The organism is Enterobacter sp. UPMP2052, from assembly GCF_053709675.1.
Map to the genome: position 1 here is coordinate 100071 of NZ_JBSKJR010000001.1, position 24238 is coordinate 124308.

Here is a 24238-nt window from a genome sequence, read left to right on the forward strand (position 1 = left end):
CTGTAGGTCGGGTAAGCGTAGCGCCACCCGACATAACAAACTACTCTTCTGCCGCATAGCCCTGCGGGGGCAACTTCACGCCGTCCAGCCAGGCGGCACCGTCGCGCATCACCAGACGCCCGTCGACAAACCAGCTCACCACCAGCGGGTAGATGGCGTGCTCCTGCGTCTGCACGCGTTCGGTCACATCATCTTCGTTATCGCCCTCAAAGACCGGGACCTTCGCCTGCAGGATCACCGGGCCGCCGTCCAGTTCGTCGGTGACGAAGTGTACGGACGTGCCATGCTCCTCATCGCCGTTCTCCAGTACCTGACGGTGGGTGTGTAAACCGGGATATTTCGGCAGAAGGGAAGGGTGAATATTGAGCAGACGCCCGGCGTAGTGCGAAACAAACGCCGGGCTCAGAATGCGCATGTAACCGGCCAGCACCACAACATCTGGCGCGTAGGCGTCAATTTCCTGCACCAGTTCGCGGTCGAAGGCTTCCCGCCCGGAAAACTGGCTGGCTTCCAGCGCATGCGCGGGAATATTCGCTTCCCGCGCCCGCTCAAGGCCGAATGCGTCGGCCTTGTTGCTGAATACTGCCCGAATGGTGCCATTGATTTTCTTCTGTTTGCAGGCATCAATTATCGCCTGCAAATTGCTTCCGTTACCGGAAATGAGCACCACAATGTTTTTCATTCAATGACCACACGCTGTTCGGAATCGGATGCTTTGATAATACCGATTTTCCACGCGTTTTCACCTTTCTCATTCAGAAGCTTAACCGCGTTATCCGCTTCGCTTGCAGGCAGGGCGATAACCATCCCTACGCCGCAGTTAAAGGTGCGGTACATTTCATGAGAACTGACGTTGCCTGCGGTCTGCAGCCAGTTAAACACGGACGGCCACTGCCAGGAGGATTCGTCGATCACCGCCTGGGTATTATCCGGCAATACGCGCGGAATGTTTTCCCAGAAACCGCCGCCGGTCAGGTGGGCGATGGCGTGAACGTCTACGTTCTCAATAAGTGCCAGCACGTTTTTCACGTAGATGCGGGTCGGAGCCAGCAGGTGATCGGCCAGCGGTTTGCCGTCAACCTCGGTGGTCAGCGGGTCACAACCGCTCACTTCGAGGATTTTACGCACCAGGGAGTAGCCGTTAGAGTGCGGGCCGCTGGAGGCCAGCGCCACCAGCACATCGCCGTCAGCCACTTTGCTGCCGTCGATGATTTCTGATTTTTCTACCACGCCGACGCAGAAGCCTGCGACGTCATAATCTTCGCCGTGATACATCCCTGGCATTTCGGCGGTTTCGCCACCCACCAGCGCGCAGCCTGACTGCAGGCAGCCTTCGGCAATCCCGTTAATTACGCTGGCTGCGGTGTCCACGTCCAGCTTGCCGGTGGCATAGTAGTCGAGGAAGAACAGCGGCTCTGCGCCCTGTACCACCAGGTCGTTAACACACATCGCCACCAGATCGATACCGATCGTGTCGTGACGCTTAAGATCCATCGCCAGGCGCAGTTTTGTGCCCACGCCATCCGTACCCGAGACCAGAACAGGTTCACGATATTTTTGCGGCAGCGCGCACAGTGCGCCGAATCCACCCAGTCCACCCATCACTTCAGGGCGGCGGGTTTTTTTCACCACACCTTTGATTCGGTCAACCAGCGCATTACCTGCGTCAATATCAACACCGGCATCTTTGTAGCTGAGAGAAGTTTTGTTGGTCACGGCTCAAGTCCCCACGCGATTGCATAGCTAGTAAGAAAAATCGGCGCAATTCTAACAGTCCAGGCAAACGTTTGCGAGCCTATTCTCGGTGCGAGGATCTTTTTTTCCCTGCGGCCCGCCAGCAGCGTCAAACTTGACTCTGTTCACGAAAATGAAACCGGTTTCGGTTAACTGCTTGCAACACGTTATCCCTTTGCACATCATCAGAGTGAAACCGGTTTCTGTAATTGTTTTTGCAGAAGATAACGCAGAATGAGGGAAAGAGAATGCCAGGATTTAAAGAAGGTTTTCTGTGGGGTGGGGCCGTGGCGGCACACCAGCTTGAGGGCGGCTGGAAAGAGGGCGGTAAAGGGGTTAGCGTCGCTGACGTCATGACCGCAGGCGCGCACGGTGTCCCGCGTGAAATCACCAACGGCGTCCTGCAGGGGAAGAACTACCCTAACCATGAAGCCATCGATTTCTACCATCGCTATAAAGAAGACATCAAACTCTTTGCCGAGATGGGATTTAAATGCTTCCGTACCTCTATCGCCTGGACGCGCATCTTCCCAAAAGGGGACGAGCTGGAGCCAAACGAGGCGGGCCTGAAATTCTACGACGACCTGTTCGACGAGTGCCTGAAGTACGGTATCGAGCCGGTTATCACCCTTTCTCACTTCGAGATGCCTTTCCACCTGGTCACCGAATACGGCGGCTGGCGCAACCGTAAGCTGATCGACTTCTTTGTCCGCTTCGCGAAGGTCGTTTTCGAGCGTTATCAGCATAAAGTGAAGTACTGGATGACCTTTAACGAGATCAACAACCAGGCAAACTTCCACGAGGATTTTGCGCCGTTTACCAACTCCGGGCTGAAGTATGAGCCGGGCGAAGACCGCGAGCCGGTCATGTTCCAGGCCGCCCACTACGAGCTGGTGGCGAGTGCCCTGGCGGTGAAAGCCGGGCGCGAGATTAACCCTTCGCTGCACATCGGCTGCATGATTGCGATGTGCCCGATCTATCCGCTGACCTGCGCGCCGGATGACATGATGATGGCGATGAACGCCATGCATCGTCGTTACTGGTTCACCGATGTGCATGTGCGCGGCGCGTATCCGCAGCACCTGCTCAACTATTTTGCACGTCGTGGCTTCGCGCTGGATATCACTGAGGAAGACAACATCGCGCTCAAACAGGGCTGCGTGGATTACATCGGTTTCAGCTATTACATGTCCTTCGCGACCAAGGCGACGGCAGACAACCCACAGCTGGATTACGACGAGAGCAAAAGCCTGGTCTCCAACCCGTACGTGCAGAAATCCGACTGGGGCTGGCAGATTGACCCGGTGGGCCTGCGCTACTCCCTGAACTGGTTCTGGGATCACTATCAGCTGCCGCTGTTTATTGTTGAGAACGGCTTTGGCGCAATCGACGTGCAGGAGAGCGACGGCACGATAAACGACCAGTACCGCATCGATTATCTGGCCGCGCACATCAGCGAGATGAAAAAAGCGGTGGTGGAAGATGGCGTTGATCTGATGGGCTATACCCCATGGGGCTGTATCGACCTGGTTTCTGCCGGTACCGGCGAGATGAAAAAACGCTACGGCTTTATCTTTGTTGATAAAGATAATGAAGGGAACGGCACGCTGAACCGCAGCAAGAAAAAATCGTTCGACTGGTATAAGCAGGTGATTGCCAGCAACGGCGATAACCTGTAACAGCCGGGTGGCGCTAACGCTTACCCGACCTACACTACACGTAGGCCCGCGTAAGCGTAGCGCCACCGGGCAGCACCTCGCACTAAAGCCGGAGCTTGCCTCCGGCTTTTTTGTTTTTGATTGATATATGTCAAGCAAGATGGGTATGGCACAATCCGAAAAAAGCGGTATAATCCCGCGATTTTTTTGCGGATGCCGCCTCAGAGGAGAAAGAGAATGAAGATTGTGGAAGTGAAACACCCGCTCGTTAAACACAAGTTGGGCCTGATGCGTGAGCATGACATCAGCACGAAGCGTTTTCGCGAACTGGCTTCTGAAGTGGGCAGCCTGCTGACCTACGAAGCGACCTCTGACCTGGAAACGGAAAAAGTGACCATCGAAGGCTGGAACGGTCCGGTACAGGTTGAGCAAATCAAAGGCAAAAAAATTACCGTTGTGCCGATCCTGCGTGCCGGTTTGGGCATGATGGAAGGCGTGCTGGAGCACGTCCCAAGCGCGCGTATCAGCGTAGTGGGTGTCTACCGCGATGAAGAGACGCTGGAGCCGGTTCCGTACTTCCAGAAGCTGGTCTCTAACATTGACGAGCGTATGGCGCTGGTGGTTGACCCTATGCTGGCGACCGGCGGTTCTATGATCGCCACCATCGACCTGCTGAAAAAAGCAGGCTGCAGCAGCATTAAGGTGCTGGTACTGGTTGCCGCGCCGGAAGGTATCGCGGCGCTGGAAAAAGCGCACCCGGATGTTGAGCTGTACACCGCCTCAATCGACCAGGGGCTTAACGAGCACGGGTACATCATCCCGGGGCTTGGCGATGCCGGCGACAAAATCTTTGGTACCAAATAATCGAATAACGATAAAAAAGCCGACTTTGATAGTCGGCTTTTTTTTGAATAAAAACACCCACAACACTGTTCAGAGGAAAACACTATGACGCGCCGTACTATCGGGATGAGTGAAAGACCGCCGCTTTTACAGACTATCCCGCTTAGTTTGCAGCATCTGTTCGCCATGTTTGGCGCAACCGTGCTGGTGCCTATGATTTTTCATATTAACCCGGCCACCGTGCTGCTTTTCAACGGCGTGGGAACGCTGCTGTATCTCTTCATCTGTAAGGGGAAGATCCCGGCGTATCTGGGGTCGAGCTTTGCCTTTATCTCCCCGGTGCTGCTGCTGTTACCGTTGGGCTATGAGGTGGCGCTCGGCGGTTTTATCATGTGCGGCGTGCTGTTCTGTCTGGTCTCTTTCATCGTCAAGAAAGCCGGTACGGGCTGGCTGGATGTGATGTTCCCGCCTGCGGCGATGGGCGCAATCGTTGCCGTCATCGGCCTTGAGCTGGCGCGAGTGGCGGCAAACATGGCGGGGCTGCTGCCTGCCGACGGCCAGTCACCGAACTCGAAAGCCATTATCATCTCGCTGGTGACGCTGGGCGTTACGGTGTTTGGCTCCGTGTTGTTCCGCGGTTTTCTGGCGATTATCCCGATCCTGATTGGCGTGCTGGCAGGCTACGCGCTCTCCTTCGCCATGGGTATCGTCAATACCGACCTGATTGCTAACGCGCACTGGTTCGCACTGCCTACCTTCTATACCCCACGCTTCGAATGGTTTGCGATTTTGACGATTCTGCCAGCCGCGCTGGTGGTTATTGCGGAACACGTAGGTCACCTGGTGGTCACGGCGAACATCGTGAAGCGCGACCTGATCCGCGACCCGGGTCTGCACCGGTCGATGTTTGCCAACGGTCTTTCGACCATTATCTCCGGTTTCTTCGGCTCAACGCCGAACACCACCTACGGCGAGAATATCGGCGTAATGGCCATCACGCGCGTCTACAGTACGTGGGTTATTGGCGGTGCCGCAATCATTGCTATTCTGCTCTCCTGCGTGGGCAAACTGGCAGCGTCGATTCAGGCCATCCCGGAGCCGGTGATGGGCGGCGTTTCTCTGCTGCTGTACGGGGTGATCGGTGCGTCCGGTATTCGCGTGCTGATTGAATCCAAAGTGGACTACAACAAAGCGCAAAACCTGATCCTCACCTCCGTGATCCTGATTATTGGCGTGAGCGGCGCGACGGTACACATTGGTGCGGCAGAGCTGAAAGGCATGGCGCTGGCGACCATCGTCGGGATTGCCCTGAGCCTGATCTTCAAGCTGATCTCCATCGTTCGTCCGGAAGAAGAGGTCCTGGACGCGGATGAGGGCGAAAAAACGTCTCATTGATCGTTAAACCGGGTGGGCGATCCGCCCGGTTCTCTCCTTGCGGGTTCCGTGATAAACTCGTTGCCGATTTTATGTGATATCTGGTTGAGGTATTTCTGAACGGACCGGCACAGCTCTCTCTGCCACTCTATCTCCCTGACGACGAAACTTTCGCGAGTTTCTGGCCGGGTGATAACCCCTCTTTACTGGCTGCACTGCAAAACGTGCTGCGTCAGGATCACAGCGGATACATCTATATCTGGTCACGCGAAGGCGCGGGGCGCAGCCATCTGTTGCACGCCGCCTGTGCGGAGCTTTCTGCGCGAGGTGATGCAGTAGGCTATGTGCCGCTGGATAAACGCACCTGGTTTGTGCCTGAAGTGCTGGAGGGAATGGAACATCTCTCGTTAGTCTGCATCGATAATATCGAGTGCGTGGCGGGGGATGAGCCGTGGGAAATGGCGATCTTCAATCTTTATAACCGCATACTCGAGTCGGGCAAAACCCGGCTGCTGATTACCGGCGACAGGCCGCCGCGCCAGCTTAACCTGGGGCTGCCGGATCTGGCATCCCGCCTGGACTGGGGGCAAATCTACAAGCTGCAGCCGCTGTCTGATGAAGATAAACTTCAGGCGCTACAGCTCCGTTCACGGCTGCGCGGCTTTGAGCTGCCGGAAGACGTCGGTCGCTTCCTCCTGAAGCGACTCGATCGTGAGATGCGCACTCTTTTCGATACCCTGGATCAGCTCGATCGCGCCTCTATTACCGCCCAGCGTAAGCTGACCATTCCGTTTGTGAAAGATATTCTCAAGCTTTGAGTTTTTTGCCGGCCCGGTAAGCGCAGCGCCACCGGGCTTAAAGATCCCCCATCAGGTGCTCTACCAGCAGCGGAATCGGTCTTCCCGACGCCACGCTCCGTCCACCCTCACGCCATAACGCCGTTCCGCTGATATCCAGATGCGCCCACGGAATGGTCAGCGGGCAGAAGTGGTGCAGCAGCCAGGCTGCCGAGGCGCTGATCGCCGCGTTGTTGGTCGGCGTATTGCAGAGATCGGCTATCGCGCTGTCGGTCTGCTTTTTCAGCCTCGCGTCCAGCGGCAGCGACCAGACTTCGTCTGCGCACCGTTTTCCCGCCTGAGTCAGCGCTTCGCGCAGCGGTTCATCTTGGGTCATCAGCCCGCTCAGTTCATAGCCGAGCGCCTTCACCACCGCGCCCGTTAAGGTCGCCATATCGATGATGTAGCGCGCCTGCGGATGACGCTGGCTGGCCCAGGCAATGGCGTCCGCCAGTACCAGCCGGCCTTCGGCATCGGTGTTGTTGATTTCAACCGTCATGCCGTTACAGGCGCGGGCCACGCTGCCTGGCTGCATAGCGTTCGGCCCGATGGCGTTTTCTGCCAGCGCCAGCACGCCCATCATGCGCACGGGCAGCGCCAGTTCGGCGGCGGTGAGCATCAGGCCGAGCACGTTTGCCGCCCCGCACATGTCATACTTCATGGTGTACATGCCCGCGCCTTCCTTCAGCCACAGGCCACCCGTATCGAATGTAACGCCTTTGCCCACATAGCAGCGCACCGGGCCTTCCGACGCGCCCTCATAGTGGATGGCAAGCAGGCGCGGCGGGCAGGTCGCACCTTTGCCGACGGCATGCAGCAGCCCCAGGCCCTGCTCAACGATCGCGTTTTCATCAAGCACTTCACAGCGCAGCGCGGGGAAGGCGGCGCACAGCCGCTGCGCCTCTTCGACGACAAACTGCGGTGTACAACGATCGGCAGGCATATCCGCCAGCCGCCGGGCGGCGACCATACCGCGGGCAATCGCCTGCTGCTCGCGGAAAATCACCTCCAGCTTTTCCTGCTGTTGCGCCAGACACAGCGCGGTAATATGGCGAACCCGCACCGCCGTGTCGTCCGTTTTCTTCAGGTGCAGGTCGGCAAGCGTGTGCGCCTGGTTAAAGAGAAAACGCAGCACCTGGGCCAGGACAACCTCGTCGATATCCGTGACGTCCAGCACCACATCGGCGCTGGCGGGCGAGGCCAGCAGCGGCCTGAGCGCGGTCAGCAAGCCTTCGGTCAGGCTGTCGTGCCAGAGCGCGTCCGGTAAAAGGGTGATGCGGGCAAACGGGGCGCAGCCAAATCGCGTATCCGCAACACTCTTTTGCGCCTGCATATCGGCTATCAGCGCGGTATCCGGTAGCCACGTGCTGTCGCTTCGGGCAATCAGATGGCTGTACGGTGTCGCGCTTTCAGGTGTGGTAATAAGATCCCAGGTAATCATCGTTAGTCCTCAATCGGCGCGCGAATGCGCTCGGCGTAGGCCTGCATCCACGCCTCGTCTACGGCCTGATAATGCGTTTTCTCGCGCAGGCGATCGGTGCGAAATACGGTCAGCGGTTGATGGGCGGTGGCGACCACAAACGAGAAGGTTTTGATGTTGGTCGCCGCGCCGAATTCCCCTTTGTTGTTCATACACACCACCGAGAGATCTCCCACGCGGCCAAAGCGCGACATTAGCTTGTCTTCCAGTTCAAACACCACCGAGTCTGCCGCCTGCTGCGGCGTCATGCCCTGCGCCATGCGGCGAACAATTTCGTAGCTGGTGCAGCCTTTCATCAGGTCTTCGCCCACGCCCGTGGCGGTGGCGGCACCGGTTTCGCTGTCGCAGTAAAAACCCGAGCCGATAATGGGGGAGTCGCCCAGGCGGCCGCGCTTTTTCATAAACAGGCCGCTGGTGGAGGTGGCCACGCCCATCGATCCCTGCTTATCGAGGCCGATAATCCCGACGGTGTCGTGCCCGTCGTATGGGCTGAGACCTTTATCCAGCGTTTCACGGCAGCGCTTGCGGTAATGCTGCATCGCGCGGTCCGTGAGCATGGTTTTGTCGCTAAAGCCCTGGCTCAGCGCCCACTCGCGCGCGCCCTGGCCGACCAGCAGGCTGTTATAGCGCTGGCGGCTAAGCGCATGGGCCACGCGCACCGGGTTGGCAATATCCACCAGATTGCCCACGGCACCGAAAGCCAGCGTGTCGCCATCCATGTAGGCCGCGTCGAGTTCCACCTCGCCGTTTTCGGTTGGCAGGCCACCGTAACCCACGGATTTATAAAACGGGAAGTCCTCGACGGTGGCGACGGCATCGACCACCGCGTCGGCGACCGGTTTTCCCGCAGCCAGCGCGGATGCAGACTCCGTTACGCCCTCAAGCGCCATGCGCCAGGTTGCAATAATTCCCCACATGCTTTACTCCTGTTTTGCAAGGGTGGTGTCGGTTTGCGTAGCCGTGGTCAGTTCCGCTGCGCGGTACTGTTTATCCACGATTCGCATGAAAGGCAGGTACAGCATGGCGCCAATCAGCAGGTTAATGAGTTGCATCACGCTGCCGCTCAGATGGCCGGTAACGATAAAACCGCTGATGACCGGGGGCAGGGTCCAGGGGATAAACACCCCAGTGGTGACGGCCACCGCGCCAATTTTCATCGCGACATACTGCACGGTGACCAGCACCAGCGGCACCAGGTTGAACGGGATGAGCATGATCGGGTTCATGATCACCGGCAGGCCAAACAGGATCGGTTCGTTGATGTTGAACACCGAAGCCCCTGCGCCTAAGCGCGCTACTTCACGCATGTTTTTACTGCGGGCGAAAATCAGCATCGCAATCACCAGCGACAGCGTGGCACCCGCGCCGCCCATCCAGATCATGTCAAAAAACTGTTCGGTGATAATGTGCGGCGGCGTTGTCCCCGCCTGAATGGCGGCGATATTGTCGGTCTGGTTCTCCATCCATAGCGGGCGGATGATGCCGTTGATCATCGAACCGGAGTTAATCCCCACCGACCACAGGATCGTGATGCTGAATACCGTCATCAGCGCGCCGAAATAGGAGGTGCCGTAGTGGCGAACCGGCGTGGCAACCACCTCATAGATGAACTGGTGAATGGTGTTGTAGTGGGTGTTTTCGAAGATGATGCGGATAATCAGCACCAGGATCATCACCAGCAGGGCAGGGATCAGCGCGGCGAAAGACTCCTGCACCGCAGGCGGCACGCCGTCCGGCATTTTGATGACCAGCTTTTTGCGCTTCAGCCAGCAGAACAGCTCCGTCCACAGCAGCGAGCCAATCATCGCCACGAACAGCCCTTTACTGCCAATCCACTCCACCGGCATAACGGTGATCCCGCCGTTTTCCGCCACCTTGATAAACGGCGTGAGGATCAGAAATGCCACCAGCGCCAGGATCCCGCAGGAGATGCGATCTTCGCCGTAATGTTCCGCCAGGCGAAACGCCACAAGGAAGCTGATAAACAGCGACATGGTCGAAAACACCGCGTTAAACGGGATCTCGATAATGGCGCTCCAGCTTTCGCCGAAGGCCCGGGACATAAAGTGCTGATAGGCCTGATTCGGAAAGGATGAGATAACCAGCAGGATGGAGCCGACGATGATAAACGGCATAAACGAAACGTAGGCCCCGCGTATGGCACCGAGATGACGCTGCTGTGCCGTTTTGGCTGCCAGCGGCATCAGTTTTGCTTCAAGAAATCCCAGAACATTGTTCATTGTGAACTCCGTACAAGATTGAGTGGCGTTGTTTATGTTATGTCTGGTGATTATCAGTGAATCGCGGCGAGCGAAAGGTGAAATCGGTCACAAAGCATTCGCTGACGCACTATAAATCTCACAAGATTAGTTTCATGGAATGTTGCGATGGAAATTAAACTGCACGCCAATGCCACGACCACACCACGGGTTCGCCGCTACCTCCAGCAGTCGACGAAAAGCGACAGAGAGCTGGCGCAGGAGTTGGGAATTTCGGTTACCACCGTCAGGCGCTGGCGCAATCGCGAGCAGGTTGCCGATAACCATACAACGCCAAAAGTGGTACACAAGGCATTGAGACAGGAACAGGTTGCGCTGGTGAATGTGCTGCGCGATGCCACCGGTGCTCCGCTCGATGAGCTACTGCTGCTGGTGAATGAGGGGCTGGGGATTGCCGTTTCGCGGGCGACGTTAAACCGCTGTCTCGGGTCTGCCAGACAAAAGGGCGCGGCGCTGCAGGGCAAAAAGGCCCTGAAGGCAGGCATCATGCCGGATAAGCTTATGCTTTATCATCAGCCGCTGTCGCTGCATATGGACGATGGCGGTGAGCAGCATCTGCTGTGGGCGCGCGAACCGGTGAGCGGCTGGTGTCATGCCCGGCTCTATGCGGGACTGTCGCCCCAACTGCTCGCTCACTGGACGCAGGCGCTGCTGGCGGCATGCCCGGTCGATATCCAATGTGTTGAGACTTTTGGTTTTGACGTGTCGGTGCCCGGGCAGGAGGTTACCGTAAAAGCGCATGCGCAAACACGCAGTGCCGTTCAGGTTACGGTGCCGTTACGTGAGATTATTCCACGCGTGAGCGTCGAGCCAGCCGAAGAGTTACTCATTCAGCTGTGCGCGTTTTACAACCAGGGGAAAGCGCAGAAAAGGCTGGGGGACTGCACGCCGCAGGCGTTTCTTGAAGCGCTGCGGCGTAAGGATTAGAGGATCTCAAGCACCTGTTCCGGTGGGCGTCCGATACGCGCCTTGCCGTTTGCCACGACGATGGGGCGTTCGATCAGCTTCGGATTGTCCACCATCGCCTGGACAAGCTCATCTTCAGAGAGACGGGTGTTATCCAGACCGAGTGATTTATACAGATCCTCTTTCTGACGCATCAGTTCGCGCGCGCTGCCCATATCCAGCATACGCAGCAGCTGGCGGATCGTCTGCGCGTCCGGCGGCGTATCCAGATACAATACGATCTCCGGGTCAACGCCGTTAGACTTCAGCAGGCTGAGGGTATCGCGGCTCTTGGAGCAGCGGGGATTGTGGTAGATTTTTACCGCGTCTGTCATAACGTGCATTCTCCTTTGTTACATCTTTTCGTACGGCTTGAAGCGCTGCTGCAATCCGCGCAGCTGATCGATACGCGCATCGTAGCGCGCCTGCTGCAGGCTGCCGAGCTTAACCTGCGAACTGGCGCTGCTGAGCATTGAAATGGCCTGATCGAGACGGCCCACCAGCGCAAAGCCTTCGGCGCGCGCCGCCAGCTCCTGATCGCGGTTGCCGAGCTGAGCTTCCGCTTGCGCCAGCAGATCCCAGCCGTTTTGATCGTCTTTGTTATTAAAGGTGTAGCGGTTCAGGATCGCCGCCGCCTCGCGGGCCTGCCCACCCTGTAAGTAAGCGTTCGCCAGGTTAAGCTGCAGTACCGGATTGGTCCCCACCTCTTTCGCCCCTTTCAGACGGTTAATGGCATCGGTCGCTTTTTTCTGCCCCAGATCGATATCGGTCGCAAGGTCGAGGTACCACGGGTTGTTGGGGTCGGCGGCCAGCAGTGGCTGGAGGGCTTTACGCGCCTCATCGTACTTGCTTGCTTCCATCGCCTGCAGCGCCTGACCGTACCGGGCCGCATTTTTCTCGCGCACGTTGCCTTTTGCCAGGGCATCCAGCAGGTCGCTGGTGAGCTGGTTACGCCCGGAGTTGTACATCCCCAGGGTTCTGACCTTCGCCATGTAGAAATCCTGCGAAGACTGCACAACCACCGGGCGCATCTGGTTGGCGCGGTTGCGCGCATCCGACAGGCGGCTTTCCGGCAGCGGGTGCGTCAGCAGAATTTCGGGTGGACGCGACGAGTAGCGCGCCTGGTCGAGCAGTTTCTCCAGGAAGCTCGGCATCGCCTGCGGGTCAAAGCCCGCGCGCTGCAGCACCTGAATACCGATGCGGTCCGCTTCCTGTTCGTTTTGCTGGGTAAAGCTGATCATGCCCTGACGCGTGCCCGCCAGGGTGCCGGTCAGGGCGGCCATCCCCGCCTGCGGGCTGGCCATCGCCAGCAGGATGGAGCCGAGCGCGCCCACCCAGGTGAGCGGGGCGTTGCGCTTCTGGTCTTCCATCGCGCGGGCCAGGTGGCGCTGGGTGACGTGCGAAATTTCGTGCGCCATGACCGAAGCCAGCTGGCTTTCGTTATCGGAGTAGCGGAATAACGCCGAATGCAGCACCACGTTGCCCCCGAAGAAGGCAAAGGCGTTGATTTCGTCGTTATTGATCAAATAGAAGTGGAAGGGGGTCTTCACCGAGTTGGCGTGCGCGACGAGGCGCATCCCCAGGCCGTTAATGTATTGCACCAGCAGCGGATCGTTGATCAACGGCGCGCTGCCGCGCAGCTGGCGGACATAGTAATCACCCATTTGCATCTCCTGACCGATGGAGAGCGTGCTTCCTGCGGTGGTACCCATATCCGGCAAGGTATCGGCCGAGTCAGCGAAAGCAGGCGCTGCCTGACCCACCGTCAGCGCGGCGATAAGTGTCGCAACCAGTGTTTTTCTCAACTGCCTGAACATAACCACTGTCCTGTATGTTGGATGTGCTAATTTGACCGATGAAGCGGTATATCGTTCATCTCCACTGCCATGCGAGTGTAGCCGTGTTAAGGCATGAAGAAAATCCCATTCCTCAGGCTTTTGCGAATGATTACAGTGATACAAAAAGGAAAGTCTTTTTTGTGACAGTTAGATACAATTCACCGTCTCAGTCCCGCCATCCGATTCAGGGAAGGGTTGTATGCTCGAAATGTTAATGCAGTGGTACCGGCGTCGGTTCAGTGACCCGGAGGCCATCGCTTTGCTGGTTATTCTGGTTGCGGGATTCGGCATCCTGTTCTTCTTTAGCGGCCTGCTGGCGCCTTTGCTGGTGGCGATAGTTCTGGCGTATCTGCTGGAGTGGCCGACGGCCCGTCTGGAAAATATCGGTTGTTCCCGCCGCTGGGCGACCAGCATCGTGCTGGTGCTGTTCGTTGGCATTCTGCTGTTAATGGCGTTTGTGGTGATGCCGGTTGCCTGGCAGCAGGGAATCTATCTTATCCGCGATATGCCCGGCATGCTCAATAAGCTCTCTGATTTTGCCGCTACGCTGCCGCGCCGCTATCCCGCGCTGATGGACGCCGGGATTATCGACGCCATGGCAGAAAACATGCGCGCCCGCATCATGACGATGGGCGATTCGGTAGTGAAATACTCTCTGGCTTCGCTGGTGGGGCTGCTGACGCTGGCGGTCTATCTGGTGCTGGTGCCGCTGATGGTCTTCTTCCTGGTGAAAGATAAAGAGCAGATGCTGAACGCCGTGCGCCGGGTGCTGCCGCGCAACCGCGGTCTGGCCGGGCAGGTCTGGGAGGAGATGAACCAGCAGATCACCAACTATATTCGCGGCAAAGTGCTGGAGATGATTGTGGTCGGCGTCGCGACCTGGATTGGCTTCGTGATTTTCGGCCTCAATTATTCATTGCTGCTGGCGGTGCTGGTGGGCTTCTCGGTGCTCATTCCCTATATCGGTGCCTTTGTCGTGACAATCCCGGTGGTGGGCGTGGCGCTGTTCCAGTTTGGTCTGGGGACCGAGTTCTGGAGCTGTTTCGCGGTGTATCTGATTATTCAGGGGCTGGACGGCAACCTGCTGGTGCCGGTGCTGTTCTCTGAGGCGGTGAATCTGCACCCGCTGGTCATCATTCTTTCGGTGGTGATCTTCGGTGGGCTGTGGGGATTCTGGGGCGTGTTCTTTGCGATTCCGCTGGCGACGCTGATTAAAGCGGTGGTTCACGCATGGCCGGATGTACCGGCGGTGGAAGAGAAGTAGATTTTGCCGGGTGGCGGCTTCACCTTACCCGACCTGCACGCGAATGTAGGCCGGGTAAGCGCAGCGCCACCCGGCACAAAAGTATCACGCGTTTTCTTTTAGCCAGTTCAACACCACGTCATGGTGGTTGCTGGTTTTGAAATCATCGAACACATGCTCAACTTTCCCGTCAGCATCAATCAGGAAGCTGATGCGGTGAATACCGTCGTAGGTTTTGCCCATAAAAGACTTCTCGCCCCAGACGCCAAACTGTTCGCAGACCTGGTGGTCCTCGTCGGAAAGCAGCGTAAAGTTCAGCAGCTCTTTTTCCGCAAACCGTGACAGCTTTTCGGGCTTATCGGTGCTGATACCCAGCACTTCTACACCGGCTTTTTTCAGGTCATCCATGTTGTCGCGCAAACCACAGGCCTGTACGGTACAGCCCGGGGTCATGGCTTTCGGGTAGAAATAGACCAGAACACGCTGTCCCTGGAAGTCGGTTAAATTTACTTGCTCGCCGTCTTGATCCGGCAAGCTAAATTTCGGTGCGATATCACCGGCTTTCAGTGGGTTCATTACTCGACTCCGTCTTGTTCATGCTGAGAATAATTAACGACGCTTATACTGCCCTGCGCGCGTAATTCTGTACAGAGGGCTTTGAAGGCTTGCTCAATATTTGAGGCATCCTGCGAGGCAGGACTGTGCGCCGTGATTTGAATAAACAGTGTGGGGGTCTCGCTATTGTCTCCCGGCTGTATACGGGAAACCAGCTCGGCAATATTCATCTGATGGCTGTCAAACAGCGCGGTGAAACGCTCAATCAAATGCGGAGAATCAGGAACTTCAACCTGTACCCAGACGGTGGAAGGCAGCGCCGGGCGCGGGCGCGCGGTGGTACGCTTCATGACGATCAGCAGATCCAGCTCCGCGCCTTTCAGGGGCAGGGTAGATTCAATAAGCGTAATGGCGTTCCATGTCCCGGACAGCAGCATAATAAACGTGAACTCTTCGCCAAGCATAGCCAGGCGGCTGTCTTCGATATTACAGCCGCAGCTGCTTACGTGGCGGGTGATGGTGTTCACAATACCCGGCCTGTCAGCACCCAGCGCAGTGATAACCAGGTAATGTTGTGATGAGGTTGTCAAACCTGTTCTTCCTTTGCTTGGTTAAGTCTTCCTAAGGAAAGCATAAAAAAAACATGCATACAACCGCCTGAGAGCCTCAGGTCGCTTGCTTTTATTACAGTTCCAAACGTAACATTGAGGCTCTTGTTCGCACAGAGGATGGCCCATGTTCACGGGAAGTATTGTCGCGCTTGTTACACCGATGGATGAAAAAGGTAATGTCTGCCGGTCAAGCATGAAGAAGCTGATTGATTACCATGTCGCCAACGGAACCTCGGCGATCGTTTCGGTAGGGACTACCGGTGAATCTGCCACGTTGAGCCACGAAGAGCACGGCGATGTGGTGATGCTGACCCTTGAGCTGGCTGACGGACGCATTCCCGTCATCGCGGGAACGGGTGCGAATGCCACCGCAGAAGCTATCAGCCTGACTCAACGTTTCAACGACAGCGGCATTGTCGGCTGTCTGACGGTTACCCCTTACTACAACCGTCCTACCCAGGAAGGTTTGTTCCAGCATTTCAAAGCCATCGCTGAACATACTGACTTGCCACAAATTCTGTATAATGTGCCGTCCCGCACCGGTTGCGATATGCTGCCGGAAACCGTTGGTCGCCTCTCGAAAGTAAAAAATATTATCGGGATTAAAGAGGCAACGGGGAACTTAAGCCGCGTTCATCAGATCAAAGAGCTGGTTTCAGACGACTTTATCCTGTTGAGTGGTGATGACGCGAGCGCGCTGGACTTTATGCAGCTCGGAGGCCATGGCGTGATTTCCGTAACGGCAAACGTTGCGGCGCGCGATATGGCGGAAATGTGCAAGCTGGCGGCGGCCGGTCATTTTGATGACGCTCGCGTGATTAATCAGCGTCTGATGCCGTTGCACAATAAATTATTTGTCGAACCCAATCCGATCCCAGTGAAATGGGCCTGTAAGGAGTTGGGACTTGTAGCAACCGACACGCTGCGTCTGCCAATGACACCGATTACCGACCACGGTCGCGATATCGTCGCTGGCGCGCTCAAGCATGCTGGTTTGCTGTAAAGTTTAGGGAGATTTGATGGCTTATTCAGTACAGAAGTCGCGCCTGGCGAAGGTTGCGAGTGTTTCGCTTGTGATGCTGCTCGCTGCCTGTAGTTCAGACTCGCGCTACAAGCGCCAGGTGAGCGGTGATGAATCCTATCTGGATGCGACACCGCTTGCTGAACTTCACGCACCTGCTGGCATGATCCTGCCGATTCAAAACGGTGATTACAATATTCCCGTGACCAACGGTAGCGGTCAGGTGGGTAAAGCGCTTGATATTCGACCACCGGCACAGCCTTTGGCGCTGGTGAGCGGCGCGCGTACCCAGTTTACCGGTGATACCGCATCGCTGTTGGTTGAAAGCGGTCGCAATAGCACCCTGTGGCCGCAGGTGGTGAGCGTCATTCAGGCGAAGAATTACACCATCGACAAACGTGACGACGCCAGCCAGACGTTAACCACCGACTGGATTAACTGGAACCGTCTGGATGAAGATCAGCAGTACCGTGGTCGTTATCAAGTCTCCGTTAAGCCTCAGGGTTATCAGCAGGCGGTCACCGTTAAGCTGCTGAACCTGGAGCAGGCGGGTAAAGCGGTGGCCGATCCGGCTTCCATGCAGCGCTACAGCACCGAAATGCTGAACGTGATTGCCGCCGGTCTGGATAAAAACGCGACGGATGCGGCTAACGCAGCGCGGAGCAGTAACGGGACCACCTTCGACGTGCAGAGCGCCGCTGATGAGACCGGTCTGCCAATGCTGGTCGTTCGTGCGCCATTTAACCAGACCTGGCAGCGCCTGCCAGCGACGCTGGAAAAAATGGGCATGAAGGTTTCTGACAGCACGCGTTCAACGGGTAGCATGACGGCAACCTATAAACCGCTGTCCGATAGCGCATGGCAGGAACTGGGCGCACGCGATCCACAGTTGGCCTCCGGCGATTATAAAATTCAGGTCGGTGACCTCGATAACCGCAGTAGCCTGCAGTTTATCGATCCGAAAGGCCACACGCTGACCCAGTCGCAGAACGATGCGCTGGTCGCGGTCTTCCAGGCTGCATTCAGCAAATAAAAATGAGGGCTGGTTAATCCAGCCCTTTTTATTTTCGTGCTACGCAAACGTGTGCGTGGCATAATATTCCCAGTTTTGAACTCAAATTATCACACCAGGAGTAATGAAGATGCAGAAGCAAGCTGAGTTGTATCGTGGCAAAGCGAAGACCGTATACAGCACGGAAAACCCCGATCTGTTGGTGCTCGAGTTCCGCAATGATACGTCAGCAGGGGATGGCGCGCGCATTGAGCAGTTCGATCGTAAAGGCATGGTGAACAACAAGTTCAACCACTTCATTATGACCAAACTGGCCGAAGCGGGTATTCCGACCCAGATGGAAGCGTTGTTGTCCGATACGGAATGTCTGGTGAAGAAACTCGATATGGTCCCGGTGGAATGCGTGGTGCGTAACCGCGCCGCTGGCTCACTGGTGAAGCGTCTTGGCATTGAAGAAGGTATCGAGCTGAATCCTCCGCTGTTCGATCTGTTCCTGAAAAACGACGCCATGCACGATCCGATGGTTAACGAATCCTACTGCGAAACCTTTGGCTGGGTCAGTAAAGAGAATCTGGCGCGTATGCAGGAGTTGACCTACAAAGCCAACGACGTGCTGAAAAAGCTGTTCGACGACGCGGGCCTGATCCTCGTTGATTTCAAGCTGGAGTTCGGTCTGTTCAAAGGCGAAGTGGTGCTGGGCGATGAGTTCTCCCCGGACGGCAGCCGCCTGTGGGACAAAGAGACGCTGGATAAAATGGATAAAGACCGTTTCCGTCAGAGCCTGGGCGGCCTGATTGAAGCCTACGAAGCGGTTGCTCACCGTTTAGGCGTTAAGCTCGACTAATCCTCTCTGTTGCCAAAGGATGTTTGCATCCTTTGGCGTCTTACCTTTGTTTCCTATGGTAATCTTGCCATTAACCGCCTACGATCATAGCTATGAATAATAGGATATTTTCGAGGTGTTTATGCGCTGGCAAGGGCGTCGTGAAAGTGACAATGTAGAAGACAGGCGCAGCAGTAGCGGCGGCGGCCCGTCTATGGGCGGTCCTGGCTTCCGGTTACCCAGTGGAAAGGGCGGGATTATTCTGCTGATCGTGGTGCTGGTTGCGGGCTATTACGGTGTCGATTTAACCGGGATGCTGACCGGAGAACCTCTTCAGCAGCAGCAACATTCGTCGCGCTCCATCAGCCCGAATGAAGATGAAGCGGCGAAATTTACCTCCGTGATCCTCGCCACGACCGAAGACACCTGGAGTCAGCAGTTCGAGAAGATGGGGAAAACCTATCAGCCGCCGAAACTGGTGATGTACCGCGGTGCGACGCGTACCGGCTGCGGTACCGGGCAGTCGGTGATGGGCCCGTTCTACTGTCCGGCTGACAGTACCGTCTATATCGATCTCTCTTTTTACGACGACATGAAACGCAAGCTCGGCGCTGACGGCGATTTTGCCCAGGGCTACGTAATTGCGCATGAAGTCGGACACCACGTACAGAAGCTGCTCGGTATCGAACCTAAAGTGCGTCAGATGCAGCAGAATGCCTCTCAGACGGAAGTGAATCACCTGTCGGTGCGCATGGAGCTGCAGGCGGACTGCTTTGCCGGCGTGTGGGGCAACAGCATGCAGAAGCAGGGCGTGCTCGAAGCGGGGGACCTGGAAGAGGCGCTGAACGCGGCTGAAGCCATTGGCGACGATCGTCTGCAGCAGCAGAGCCAGGGCCGCGTGGTGCCGGACAGCTTTACGCATGGAACCTCTGAACAGCGCTACACCTGGTTCAAACGGGGTTTCGACAGTGGCGACCCGGCGCAGTGTGATACCTTCGGTAAAGCCATGTAATGCTGGCGTTTGAAAATCTGATAACCCTGCTCGGGCGCACAGGCCATCGTCGGCTGGTGGTGCTCAGCGGGGAGCCGCAGTGGGCACTTGCGCAGGCAGTCGCCCTGCGCGATACCCTGCCCGGCGACTGGCCGTGGCTTGATGAACATCCCTCAAAGGCCATGAGCGGGCTGCTGGGGCGCGAGTTTCTGCATGCCGTCTTTGATGCCCGCGTTGGGTTTGACGCCTCCGCTTTTGCCGCGCTTGCCGGAACGCTGCGCGCCGGAAGCCTGCTGGTGCTGTTGGTTCCACCCCTTTCCCGGTGGGCTGATACGCCGGACGCGGATTCCGTACGCTGGAGCGACCGACCCGACCCGATCGCCACCCCGCACTTCGTTCACCATTTCTGCCGGATAATCGCCGCCGATCCCGACGCGATTATCTGGCAGCAAGAAAAGGCGTTATCCCTTCCATCCTTCCCTGACGTGCCTGACTGGCAGCCCGCCCGCGGCGAGCCGCAGCGCGAGCAGGCCGCTATTCTGGCGGCGCTGCTGGCGATGGAGCCTGGCGTTGCGGCCATCACCGCCCCGCGCGGGCGTGGGAAATCGGCCCTCGCGGGGATGTTGGTTACGCGTGTGGCGGGCTGCGCTATCGTCACCGCGCCGGCAAAAGGCGCGACCGACGTGATCGCGCGCTTCGCCGGAGAGCGATTTCACTTCATGGCCCCGGACGCCATCCTGGCAAGCGACGTGCAGGCGGACTGGCTGATCGTTGACGAGGCGGCTGCCATCCCCGGCCCGCTGCTTGAACAGCTGGTCAACCGTTTCCCACGGGTTGTGCTAACCACGACGGTGCAGGGCTATGAAGGCACCGGCAGGGGCTTTTTGCTTAAATTCTGCGCGCGGTTTAGCGCGTTGCAGCGTTACACGCTTTCCAGCCCGATCCGCTGGGCGGCCGGGTGTCCGCTTGAGCGGGTTGTTGATAGCGCCCTGCTGTTTGACGATGCGCTTATCGACCTGCGTCCCGCAGGCGACGTGACCTTAGGCTCGCTTGAACCGCAGGACTGGGAGCGTCATCCGGCGCGCGTGGCGGGCGTTTACGAGCTGCTGTGCGCCGCACACTACCGTACGTCGCCGCTCGATTTACGCCGAATGATGGATGCCCCTGGTCAGCATTTTGCCGTCGCGCAAGCGGGCAGCGCTATTGTCGGGGCGCTCTGGCTGGTGGAGGAGGGCGGGTTATCCCCTGAATTGAGTCGCGCAGTTTGGGCGGGATATCGCCGTCCACGCGGAAATCTTGTGGCCCAGTCTCTGGCGGCGCACGGCGGGTCGCCGCTAGCCGCAACGCTTAGCGGGCGACGCGTGACCCGCATAGCCGTGCATCCCCATCGTCAGCGGGAGGGGATCGGCCAGGCGCTGATCCGCACTGCCGGGGGGCAGGATTACCTCTCCGTCAGTTTCGGCTATACCGACGAGCTGTGGCGCTTCTGGCGGCAGTGCGGCTTTATGCTGGTGCGCATGGGCAGCCACCGGGAGGCCAGCAGCGGCTGCTACACGGCGATGGCGATGCGACCGCTAACTGAGCCAGGGCACCGGCTGTGCGAGCAGGAACACCGGCGACTGTGCCGCGATGCGCGCGTTCTTTCGGCGTGGAATGAAGAAAAGATCCCTGTGCCCGATCGCTGGGAGGCTACCCTTAACAGTGATGACTGGCTGGAGCTGGCAGGATTTGCCTTTGCTCATCGCCCGTTTTCGACCTCGGTGGCGGCCTTAACGCGTCTGCTGCTCGCGGTGGATGCGCCGATGGCGGCGCTGCGCGGAAAAATCGAGGCACGAAAAGAGGAGGCCGCGCTCAGCGCCGAACTCTCTCTTTCCGGGCGTAAAGCATTGCTGGCGCGCCTGCGTAATGACGCCGCCCTGGCGCTGGAAACGCTCGATCGCGCGCGCTGTCAGCAACTGAGAGAGCGCGTTTTGCAATGGCAATTTTTTCAATGACTTCTTCAGTAAAGTGGCATGGTCATTACCCTCGAGAGGCGTAAAATCCTGCTTATCAATTAAGGAGCTCGCCATGAAACATGACCATTTTGTTGTTCAAAGCCCGGACAAACCGGCTAAACAGTTACTGCTGCTGTTTCATGGCGTTGGCGATAATGCCGTCAACATGGGGCAGATTGGCAGCTGGTTCGCACCGATATTCCCGGACGCGCTGATTGTCAGCATTGGTGGCGTGGAGCCATGCGGCCCGGATGGCCGGCAGTGGTTCTCCGTGCAGGGCGTGACCGAAGAGAACCGTCAGGCGCGCATTGATGCCGTGATGCCTGCTTTTATCGACATCGTGCGCTACTGGCAGCAGCAGAGCGGCGTGGGGGCTAACGCCACCGCGCTGATTGGCTTCTCACAGGGGTCGATTATGTCGCTTGAGAGCGTGAAGGCGCAGCCGGGTCTGGTTTCGCGCGTCATTGCTTTTAACGGACGCTTTGCGACGTTGCCGCAGCGGGCCACTACGCACACTACTATTCACCTGATCCACGGTGGTGAAGACAGGGTAATCGATCTGGCTCACGCGGTGGCTGCCCAGGAGGCGCTCATTCGTGAAGGCGGGGATGTCACGCTGGATATCGTCGAGGATCTGGGGCATGCGATTGACGATCGTAGCATGCAGTTTGCGCTCGACCATTTGCGTTACACCGTGCCGAAGCACTACTTCGACGAAGCGCTCAGCGGCGCTAAGCCGAATGATGATGATATTGTCGAGTTTATGTAATTATTTCCCCTCTCCCTTACAGGGTGAGGGGAATCACAATTACTTCTTCTGGTCTTTCTTCGGCCAGTCGTCTTCATCGTCCCACTTGTCGTTAAAGTCACGATGCGGCGGGAGATCCGGTTTGTTGGCGAGGAATTTTTTGTGATCAACGCGCTTCAGATCTTTAATCACGTTAAGCAGCACGCCCACTAAAAACACCAGCACCAGGATCCACCAGTACTTTGAAAGCCAATCCATTCGCTATTCCTTCTCAGAGCAACCGTCAGGCGACGAGTTGCTCCATAATACGTTGATACATACGGGCCAGCAGTTGTAAATCTGCCGCGTTGACGCACTCATTGATTTTATGAATGGTCGCGTTAACTGGACCCAGTTCGACTACCTGCGCCCCCATGCGGGCAATAAAGCGTCCGTCGGAGGTGCCGCCCGTTGTCAGCAGCTGTGGCTTTATTTCATTATAGTGCGCGATGGCATTCACCACCGCATCCACCAGTTTACCGCGCTGCGTCAGGAACGGCTGGCCGGACAGCCACCAGTCCACGGTATAGCGCAATTCATACTTCTCCAGCAGCGCCATCACGCGCGCTTTGATCATTTCGTCGGTCAGTTCAGTGCTGAAGCGGAAGTTGAACTGAACGAAACAATCGCCCGGGATGACGTTGTTACTGCCCGTCCCGGCCTTGATGTTTGCTATCTGCATACTGGTCGGTGGGAAGTATTCGTTGCCTTTGTCCCACTCAATACCCACCAGCTCATTGAGCATCGGGGCCGCACGGTGAACCGGGTTATCGGCGAGATGCGGATAGGCCACGTGCCCCTGCACGCCGTGGATCGTCAGGTTACAGGTCAGCGACCCGCGACGCCCGTTTTTTACCACATCGCCGACGACCTCGGTACTGGACGGTTCGCCCACCAGGCAGTAGTCCAGGCGTTCGTTGCGCGCCATCAGCGCCTCAACCACTTTAACCGTACCATTGTGCGCGCTGGCTTCTTCATCGGAGGTGATCAGAAACGCGAGACGGTTTTTATGGTCTGGATGCTGCGCCACGAAGCGCTCGGCCGCCACGACCATGGCCGCCAGCGAACCTTTCATGTCCGCCGCACCGCGGCCAAACAGCATGCCGTCGCGGATAGTCGGCTCGAACGGCGGGTTGATCCAGCGGTCTGCGTCGCCCGCAGGAACCACATCGGTATGCCCGGCAAACGCCAGCGTTTCGCCTTCGCCGCGCCATGCCCAGAAGTTCTGCGTGTCGCCGAAGTCCATCGTTTCAACGGTAAACCCAATGGCCCGCAGGCGTTCAATCATTAATGCCTGACAACCTGCATCGTCCGGGCTTAGGGAAGGACGGCGAATAAGCTGCTGAGTCAGCTCAATGACCGGGCATGACATAGACTACACCTCAACAAAAAAGTCTGAATATAAGGTTTCACTGAAACCCAGCAGCATAGGCTGACCTGGCTTGCAGAGCAATGGGCGTTTGATAATTGCTGGCATTTCAAGCATCAGCCTGGCCGCGCTGTCGGCGTCTGTGATGCTGGCTCGCAGTGATTCATCGAGTTTTCGCCAGGTGGTACCGCGGGTGTTCAGCAGTGCTTCCCACCCCAGCTCGTTGATGGCGGTATGCAGAAATTCTGCATCAAGGCCATCGGCGCGGTAGTCATGGAAGCGGTACTCAATGTTCCTGGCCTCCAGCCAGCGGCGGGCTTTTTTGATGGTGTCGCAGTTTTTAATGCCGTACATCACAACCATGTTGAATCCTTTTGCTCTAATGATGATGAAATGTTCAATTATTTCGAAGATATATCCTTAAGTGAAATATAGCACGCTTAGTAAATCGCTTAATTCGTTATTCTTCATAATTCAACGTACATCTGTATGCTGAATATTATTTCATCATTTAAGCATAGTTGTCCATTCACTCAAAATAGTGAACTGCGTGACTACATTAATAAAAATTCACCGGTTCGCTGAGTTATTTCTAAATATTGCTGCACGTCACATAAAATTTACTCGCCCCGGCGCATAGTTACCCTGAACACCGGGTATGCGCGGGGTGCAATCGCAGTGATTGGCTAAATTATCTTCACAATGACGATGGTTTTTCGTAGAATACGCATAATAATAAGAGAGGTTGTTATGATTGAACGTGAACTGGGGAACTGGAAAGACTTTATCGAAGACATGCTTCGTAAATGATATTCAGTAAGAATTGCAAGAGCACTTAAATAAGT

25 protein-coding genes are annotated in these 24238 nt (G+C 56.9%); 13 read left to right on the plus strand and 12 right to left on the minus strand.

The features are described 5' to 3' along the window. Nucleotides 1-40: 40 nt before the first annotated feature. Both purN and purM read right to left on the minus strand, forming a co-directional pair. Complete coding sequence (purN, locus tag ACWKX3_RS00445) at nt 41-682, minus strand: phosphoribosylglycinamide formyltransferase (protein ID WP_006176647.1); 642 nt, start codon at nt 680-682, stop codon at nt 41-43. Then, nucleotides 679-1716 (minus strand): phosphoribosylformylglycinamidine cyclo-ligase, encoded by a 1038-nt coding sequence (gene purM, locus ACWKX3_RS00450; protein ID WP_058610291.1) that lies wholly within the window; start codon nt 1714-1716, stop codon nt 679-681. The genes purN and purM overlap by 4 nt, the downstream gene beginning before the upstream one ends. A gap of 266 nt (nt 1717-1982) precedes the next feature. Here purM and ACWKX3_RS00455 point away from each other — a divergent pair, with 266 nt between their 5' ends. The 4 genes from ACWKX3_RS00455 (at nt 1983) to ACWKX3_RS00470 (ending at nt 6427) form a co-directional block, all read left to right on the plus strand. Then, a complete protein-coding gene (locus ACWKX3_RS00455; RefSeq protein WP_337285045.1) occupies nt 1983-3413 on the plus strand; it encodes a 6-phospho-beta-glucosidase in 1431 nt (476 codons plus the stop codon). 216 nt (nt 3414-3629) lie between these two features. Then, entirely contained in the window at nt 3630-4256 is a 627-nt protein-coding gene (gene upp / locus ACWKX3_RS00460; protein ID WP_006176643.1) for a uracil phosphoribosyltransferase, read from the plus strand. Between the two features lie 84 nt (nt 4257-4340). Next, complete coding sequence (uraA, locus tag ACWKX3_RS00465; RefSeq protein ID WP_454541110.1) at nt 4341-5630, plus strand: uracil permease; 1290 nt, start codon at nt 4341-4343, stop codon at nt 5628-5630. 95 nt (nt 5631-5725) lie between these two features. Continuing rightward, entirely contained in the window at nt 5726-6427 is a 702-nt protein-coding gene (locus ACWKX3_RS00470) for a DnaA inactivator Hda (protein ID WP_212743972.1), read from the plus strand. Between the two features lie 37 nt (nt 6428-6464). On the opposite strand, the gene ACWKX3_RS00475 is transcribed toward ACWKX3_RS00470, so the two are convergent. Genes ACWKX3_RS00475 through celB form a run of 3 tightly spaced genes read right to left on the minus strand, consistent with a single transcriptional unit; the run spans nt 6465 to nt 10165 of the window. Continuing rightward, nucleotides 6465-7886, minus strand: a complete 1422-nt coding sequence (locus ACWKX3_RS00475; protein ID WP_454541111.1) for a leucyl aminopeptidase family protein — start codon at nt 7884-7886, stop codon at nt 6465-6467. A gap of 2 nt (nt 7887-7888) precedes the next feature. Next, a complete protein-coding gene (locus tag ACWKX3_RS00480; protein WP_058610288.1) occupies nt 7889-8842 on the minus strand; it encodes a N(4)-(beta-N-acetylglucosaminyl)-L-asparaginase in 954 nt (317 codons plus the stop codon). 3 nt (nt 8843-8845) lie between these two features. Beyond that, a complete protein-coding gene (gene celB, locus ACWKX3_RS00485) occupies nt 8846-10165 on the minus strand; it encodes a PTS cellobiose transporter subunit IIC (protein WP_137272254.1) in 1320 nt (439 codons plus the stop codon). A 147-nt stretch (nt 10166-10312) separates the two neighbouring features. Here celB and ACWKX3_RS00490 point away from each other — a divergent pair, with 147 nt between their 5' ends. After that, entirely contained in the window at nt 10313-11131 is an 819-nt protein-coding gene (locus ACWKX3_RS00490; protein ID WP_454541112.1) for an XRE family transcriptional regulator, read from the plus strand. On the opposite strand, the gene arsC is transcribed toward ACWKX3_RS00490, so the two are convergent. Both arsC and bepA read right to left on the minus strand, forming a co-directional pair. Further along, entirely contained in the window at nt 11128-11484 is a 357-nt protein-coding gene (gene arsC / locus ACWKX3_RS00495) for an arsenate reductase (glutaredoxin) (RefSeq protein WP_102890392.1), read from the minus strand. The two genes, ACWKX3_RS00490 and arsC, sit on opposite strands and share 4 nt — an antisense overlap. Before the next feature lie 18 nt (nt 11485-11502). Beyond that, nucleotides 11503-12966: a beta-barrel assembly-enhancing protease gene (gene bepA / locus ACWKX3_RS00500; RefSeq protein WP_006176635.1), complete on the minus strand. Its 1464-nt coding sequence runs from the start codon at nt 12964-12966 to the stop codon at nt 11503-11505. Between the two features lie 220 nt (nt 12967-13186). On the opposite strand from bepA, the gene ACWKX3_RS00505 reads away from it, so the two are divergent. Then, nucleotides 13187-14251 (plus strand): AI-2E family transporter, encoded by a 1065-nt coding sequence (locus ACWKX3_RS00505; RefSeq protein ID WP_006176634.1) that lies wholly within the window; start codon nt 13187-13189, stop codon nt 14249-14251. Nucleotides 14252-14335: 84 nt separating this feature from the next. Here the strand turns inward: ACWKX3_RS00505 and bcp are convergent, their stop codons facing one another. Continuing rightward, nucleotides 14336-14806 carry a thioredoxin-dependent thiol peroxidase gene (gene bcp / locus ACWKX3_RS00510; protein WP_058610284.1) on the minus strand — a complete coding sequence of 157 codons (471 nt, stop codon included), beginning with the start codon at nt 14804-14806 and terminating at the stop codon, nt 14336-14338. Beyond that, entirely contained in the window at nt 14806-15375 is a 570-nt protein-coding gene (locus ACWKX3_RS00515; protein ID WP_042320389.1) for a glycine cleavage system transcriptional repressor, read from the minus strand. The genes bcp and ACWKX3_RS00515 overlap by 1 nt, the downstream gene beginning before the upstream one ends. Before the next feature lie 145 nt (nt 15376-15520). On the opposite strand from ACWKX3_RS00515, the gene dapA reads away from it, so the two are divergent. The 6 genes from dapA (at nt 15521) to ypfH (ending at nt 22006) form a co-directional block, all read left to right on the plus strand. Continuing rightward, the gene (dapA, locus tag ACWKX3_RS00520; protein WP_058610283.1) at nt 15521-16399 is read left to right on the plus strand and encodes a 4-hydroxy-tetrahydrodipicolinate synthase; all 879 of its coding nucleotides are present in this window, start codon (nt 15521-15523) and stop codon (nt 16397-16399) included. A 16-nt stretch (nt 16400-16415) separates the two neighbouring features. Then, nucleotides 16416-17450, plus strand: a complete 1035-nt coding sequence (gene bamC, locus ACWKX3_RS00525) for an outer membrane protein assembly factor BamC (protein ID WP_006176630.1) — start codon at nt 16416-16418, stop codon at nt 17448-17450. Nucleotides 17451-17559: 109 nt separating this feature from the next. Next, a complete protein-coding gene (gene purC / locus ACWKX3_RS00530; protein ID WP_042320387.1) occupies nt 17560-18273 on the plus strand; it encodes a phosphoribosylaminoimidazolesuccinocarboxamide synthase in 714 nt (237 codons plus the stop codon). A 121-nt stretch (nt 18274-18394) separates the two neighbouring features. Continuing rightward, nucleotides 18395-19264, plus strand: a complete 870-nt coding sequence (ypfJ, locus tag ACWKX3_RS00535) for a KPN_02809 family neutral zinc metallopeptidase (protein WP_454541113.1) — start codon at nt 18395-18397, stop codon at nt 19262-19264. Then, the gene (locus tag ACWKX3_RS00540; protein ID WP_454541114.1) at nt 19264-21237 is read left to right on the plus strand and encodes a tRNA(Met) cytidine acetyltransferase TmcA; all 1974 of its coding nucleotides are present in this window, start codon (nt 19264-19266) and stop codon (nt 21235-21237) included. The genes ypfJ and ACWKX3_RS00540 overlap by 1 nt, the downstream gene beginning before the upstream one ends. 73 nt (nt 21238-21310) lie before the next feature. Further along, nucleotides 21311-22006, plus strand: coding sequence for an esterase (gene ypfH / locus ACWKX3_RS00545; protein ID WP_220710444.1), 696 nt, complete (start codon nt 21311-21313; stop codon nt 22004-22006). Between the two features lie 39 nt (nt 22007-22045). Here the strand turns inward: ypfH and ACWKX3_RS00550 are convergent, their stop codons facing one another. The 3 genes from ACWKX3_RS00550 to ACWKX3_RS00560 are packed head-to-tail and all read right to left on the minus strand — an operon-like array spanning nt 22046 to nt 23756. Continuing rightward, a complete protein-coding gene (locus tag ACWKX3_RS00550) occupies nt 22046-22243 on the minus strand; it encodes a YpfN family protein (protein ID WP_000383991.1) in 198 nt (65 codons plus the stop codon). A gap of 25 nt (nt 22244-22268) precedes the next feature. Beyond that, the gene (gene dapE, locus ACWKX3_RS00555; RefSeq protein WP_042320379.1) at nt 22269-23396 is read right to left on the minus strand and encodes a succinyl-diaminopimelate desuccinylase; all 1128 of its coding nucleotides are present in this window, start codon (nt 23394-23396) and stop codon (nt 22269-22271) included. 3 nt (nt 23397-23399) lie between these two features. Further along, complete coding sequence (locus ACWKX3_RS00560; protein WP_058610280.1) at nt 23400-23756, minus strand: ArsC family reductase; 357 nt, start codon at nt 23754-23756, stop codon at nt 23400-23402. 387 nt (nt 23757-24143) lie between these two features. On the opposite strand from ACWKX3_RS00560, the gene ypfM reads away from it, so the two are divergent. Further along, nucleotides 24144-24203 (plus strand): protein YpfM, encoded by a 60-nt coding sequence (ypfM, locus tag ACWKX3_RS00565; protein WP_100780840.1) that lies wholly within the window; start codon nt 24144-24146, stop codon nt 24201-24203. Nucleotides 24204-24238 lie beyond the last annotated feature (35 nt).